The following is a 4,987-nucleotide window of genomic DNA, read 5'->3' on the forward strand; positions in this document are numbered from 1 at the left end:
CCGTGTGCGTCTGATTCTTGAGAACTCAACAGTGTGTCATAGTCGACGAATTAGTTTGTTATGCCCCGTCGGCCGGCGTGATCCTCTTTGTGGGGGTTGTGTTGGTTGATGGTTTCTTTGGTAAGACAATGATTCTGACAATATGTCAGTTTCGTCTTGTCAGGCATCTCTTTTTCCGCGCATCAGTTTTCTGGTGTGTGGGTGTTGTTTTCAACGGAGAGTTTGATCCTGGCTCAGGACGAACGCTGGCGGCGTGCTTAACACATGCAAGTCGAGCGGTAAGGCCCTTTCGGGGGTACACGAGCGGCGAACGGGTGAGTAACACGTGAGTAATCTGCCCCTCACTTTGGGATAAGCCTCGGAAACGGGGTCTAATACCGGATACGACCACTTCGGGCATCCGATGGTGGTGGAAAGTTATTTCGGTGGGGGATGTGCTCGCGGCCTATCAGCTTGTTGGTGGGGTAATGGCCTACCAAGGCTTCGACGGGTAGCCGGCCTGAGAGGGTGACCGGCCACACTGGGACTGAGACACGGCCCAGACTCCTACGGGAGGCAGCAGTGGGGAATATTGGACAATGGGCGGAAGCCTGATCCAGCAACGCCGCGTGAGGGATGACGGCCTTCGGGTTGTAAACCTCTTTCAGTACCGACGAAGCGAAAGTGACGGTAGGTACAGAAGAAGCACCGGCCAACTACGTGCCAGCAGCCGCGGTAATACGTAGGGTGCGAGCGTTGTCCGGAATTATTGGGCGTAAAGGGCTCGTAGGCGGTTTGTCGCGTCGGGAGTGAAAACACCGGGCTTAACTCGGTGCTTGCTTTCGATACGGGCAGACTAGAGGTATTCAGGGGAGAACGGAATTCCTGGTGTAGCGGTGAAATGCGCAGATATCAGGAGGAACACCGGTGGCGAAGGCGGTTCTCTGGGAATATCCTGACGCTGAGGAGCGAAAGTGTGGGGAGCGAACAGGATTAGATACCCTGGTAGTCCACACCGTAAACGTTGGGCGCTAGGTGTGGGGTCCATTCCACGGATTCCGTGCCGCAGCTAACGCATTAAGCGCCCCGCCTGGGGAGTACGGCCGCAAGGCTAAAACTCAAAGGAATTGACGGGGGCCCGCACAAGCGGCGGAGCATGCGGATTAATTCGATGCAACGCGAAGAACCTTACCTGGGTTTGACATACACCGGAAAGCTGCAGAGATGTAGCCCCTTTTAGTCGGTGTACAGGTGGTGCATGGCTGTCGTCAGCTCGTGTCGTGAGATGTTGGGTTAAGTCCCGCAACGAGCGCAACCCTCGTCCTATGTTGCCAGCACGTTATGGTGGGGACTCATAGGAGACTGCCGGGGTCAACTCGGAGGAAGGTGGGGATGACGTCAAGTCATCATGCCCCTTATGTCCAGGGCTTCACGCATGCTACAATGGCCGGTACAAAGGGCTGCGATCCCGTGAGGGGGAGCGAATCCCAAAAAGCCGGTCTCAGTTCGGATTGGGGTCTGCAACTCGACCCCATGAAGTCGGAGTCGCTAGTAATCGCAGATCAGCAACGCTGCGGTGAATACGTTCCCGGGCCTTGTACACACCGCCCGTCACGTCACGAAAGTCGGCAACACCCGAAGCCGGTGGCCTAACCCCTTGTGGGAGGGAGCCGTCGAAGGTGGGGCTGGCGATTGGGACGAAGTCGTAACAAGGTAGCCGTACCGGAAGGTGCGGCTGGATCACCTCCTTTCTAAGGAGTCAGTGGCCATGAGTCTGTGCCCAACACCGGGTGCAGCGATGGTGCTACTCGCTAGTGGAATCGTCGATGAGGCACCCGTCATCGGGTGCTGGACCTTCTCAGTACTGTCACCGCCGGCTTGTCCGGTGGGGGCGTGGAACCTGGAGGCGCCAGTGCGTGATGGTGGGTCTGACACACTGTTGAGCTTTGAGGGATCAGGCAGCCGTGAGGCGGTCGACCTTCGAGTCTCCTTCACCACCGTTGCCCCTTGTGGGTGGCGGGTTGGGGTTGGTGGACACGATCTTTGTGAACTGGATAGTGGACGCGAGCATCTTGCGGTGGCGTTGATTGCGCCGCCGTAGATACATGACCCGCCCTGTAGGTTTGGGGTGGGTTGTGCTGATCTTTGTAGTTCTTGTTGAGTGTTTGTGAGACAAGCTATGAAGGGCACATGGTGGATGCCTTGGCATCAAGAGCCGATGAAGGACGTAGGAGCCTGCGATAAGCCCTGGGGAGTTGGCAACCGAGCTGTGATCCGGGGGTGTCCGAATGGGGGAACCCAGCTGGAGTCATGTCCAGTTACCCGCACCTGAATATATAGGGTGTGTGGAGGGAACGTGGGGAAGTGAAACATCTCAGTACCCACAGGAAGAGAAAACAAAAGTGATTCCGAGAGTAGTGGCGAGCGAAATCGGATGAGGCTAAACCATGCACGTGTGATACCCGGCAGGGGTTGCGTGTGTGGGGTTGTGGGACCATTCGTCCAGTTCTGCCGGGCTGGAAGACAGTAAGAAAAGACGGTTGAAGTCGAAGTTGGTTGGAAAGCCGCGCCGTAGAGGGTGATAGCCCCGTATGTGTAAGGCCGTCTCTGTCGAGTGGGATCCCAAGTAACACGGAACTCCTGAAATTCCGTGTGAATCTGGCAGGACCACCTGTTAAGCCTAAATACTCCTTGATGACCGATAGCGGACAAGTACCGTGAGGGAAAGGTGAAAAGTACCCCTGGCGGGGAGTGAAATAGTACCTGAAACCATGTGCCTACAATCCGTCGGAGCGATCTCCTTGTGGGGTTGTGACGGCGTGCCTTTTGAAGAATGAGCCTGCGAGTTTGCGTTGTGTTGCGAGGTTAACCCGTGTGGGGTAGCCGTAGCGAAAGCGAGTCCGAATAGGGCGTTTGAGTAGCGCGATCAAGACCCGAAGCGAAGTGATCTATCCATGGGCAGGTTGAAGCGCGGGTAAGACCGCGTGGAGGACCGAACCCACTTAGGTTGAAAACTGAGGGGATGACCTGTGGATAGGGGTGAAAGGCCAATCAAACTTCGTGATAGCTGGTTCTCCCCGAAATGCATTTAGGTGCAGCGTCGCGTGTTTCTTGCCGGAGGTAGAGCACTGGATAGCTAATGGGCCCTACAAGGTTACTGACGTTAGCCAAACTCCGAATGCCGGTAAGTGAGAGCGCGGCAGTGAGACTGCGGGGGATAAGCTCCGTAGTCGAGAGGGAAACAGCCCAGACCATCAGCTAAGGCCCCTAAGCGGTGACTAAGTGGAAAAGGATGTGGAGTCGCAGTGACAACCAGGAGGTTGGCTTGGAAGCAGCCACCCTTGAAAGAGTGCGTAATAGCTCACTGGTCAAGTGATTCCGCGCCGACAATGTAGCGGGGCTCAAGTCATCCGCCGAAGCTATGGCATTCACACATATAGCTAAGCCTTTGTGGTTCAGGTGTGTGGATGGGTAGGGGAGCGTCGTGTCGCGAGTGAAGCTGCGGAGTGATCCAGTGGTGGACGCGACACGAGTGAGAATGCAGGCATGAGTAGCGAATCAGGAGTGAGAAACTCCTGCGCCGAATGATCAAGGGTTCCAGGGTCAAGCTAATCTGCCCTGGGTAAGTCGGGACCTAAGGCGAGGCCGACAGGCGTAGTCGATGGACAACGGGTTGATATTCCCGTACCGGCAAAGTAGCGCCCATGACGAACCTGGTGATGCTAACCGCCCGAAGCCATGAGTATCGATCCCTTCGGGGTGAGAGCTTGTGGGGGAGCGCGGGACCCGAGCTGGTAGTAGTCAAGCGATGGGGTGACGCAGGAAGGTAGCCCAGCCACAGCGATGGTTGTCTGTGGGTAAGTGCGTAGGGTGTCATCTAGGTAAATCCGGATGGCTGACTTTGATGTCGGGCCTGAGACACGATACGGAGCCGTTTGGCGAAGTGGGTGATCCTATGCTGTCGAGAAAAACCTCTAGCGAGCTATGCGCCGCCCGTACCCCAAACCGACTCAGGTGATCAGGTAGAGAATACTAAGGCGATCGAGCGAACCATGGTTAAGGAACTCGGCAAAATGCCCCCGTAACTTCGGGAGAAGGGGGGCCGGATCCGTGAACCGCCTTGCGCGGGGAAGCGGTGATGGCCGCAGAGACCAGGCCCAAGCGACTGTTTACTAAAAACACAGGTCCGTGCGAAGTTGTAAGACGATGTATACGGACTGACTCCTGCCCGGTGCTGGAAGGTTAAGAGGACCTGTTAGGTGGTAACACCGAAGCGGAGAATTTAAGCCCCAGTAAACGGCGGTGGTAACTATAACCATCCTAAGGTAGCGAAATTCCTTGTCGGGTAAGTTCCGACCTGCACGAATGGAGTAACGACTTGGGCGCTGTCTCAACCGTGGACTCGGCGAAATTGCACTACGAGTAAAGATGCTCGTTACGCGCGGCAGGACGGAAAGACCCCGGGACCTTTACTATAGTTTGGTATTGGTGTTTGGTTCGGCTTGTGTAGGATAGGTGGGAGACTGTGAAGCGGCCACGCCAGTGGTTGTGGAGTCATCGTTGAAATACCACTCTGGTCGTACTAGATGTCTAACCTAGGTCCGTGATCCGGATCAGGGACAGTGCCTGATGGGTAGTTTAACTGGGGCGGTTGCCTCCTAAAATGTAACGGAGGCGCTCAAAGGTTCCCTCAGCCTGGTTGGCAATCAGGTGTTGAGTGTAAGTGCACAAGGGAGCTTGACTGTGAGACAGACATGTCGAGCAGGGACGAAAGTCGGAACTAGTGATCCGGCGTCGGCATGTGGAAGCGACGTCGCTCAACGGATAAAAGGTACCCCGGGGATAACAGGCTGATCTTCCCCAAGAGTCCATATCGACGGGATGGTTTGGCACCTCGATGTCGGCTCGTCGCATCCTGGGGCTGGAGTAGGTCCCAAGGGTTGGGCTGTTCGCCCATTAAAGCGGCACGCGAGCTGGGTTTAGAACGTCGTGAGACAGTTCGGTCCCT

General features: G+C 56.0%; 2 rRNA genes. Both read left to right on the forward strand.

Going from position 1 to position 4,987, the window contains the following annotated elements:
• The first annotated feature begins 210 nt into the window (after window positions 1-210).
• A 16S ribosomal RNA gene (locus WC600_18655) occupies window positions 211-1,730 on the forward strand.
• Window positions 1,731-2,149: 419 nt separating this feature from the next.
• Window positions 2,150-4,987: ribosomal RNA gene (locus WC600_18660) — 23S ribosomal RNA — on the forward strand; the annotation flags it as partial.

This window comes from Desulfobaccales bacterium, assembly GCA_041648175.1.
Lineage (GTDB): Bacteria > Desulfobacterota > Desulfobaccia > Desulfobaccales > 0-14-0-80-60-11 > 0-14-0-80-60-11.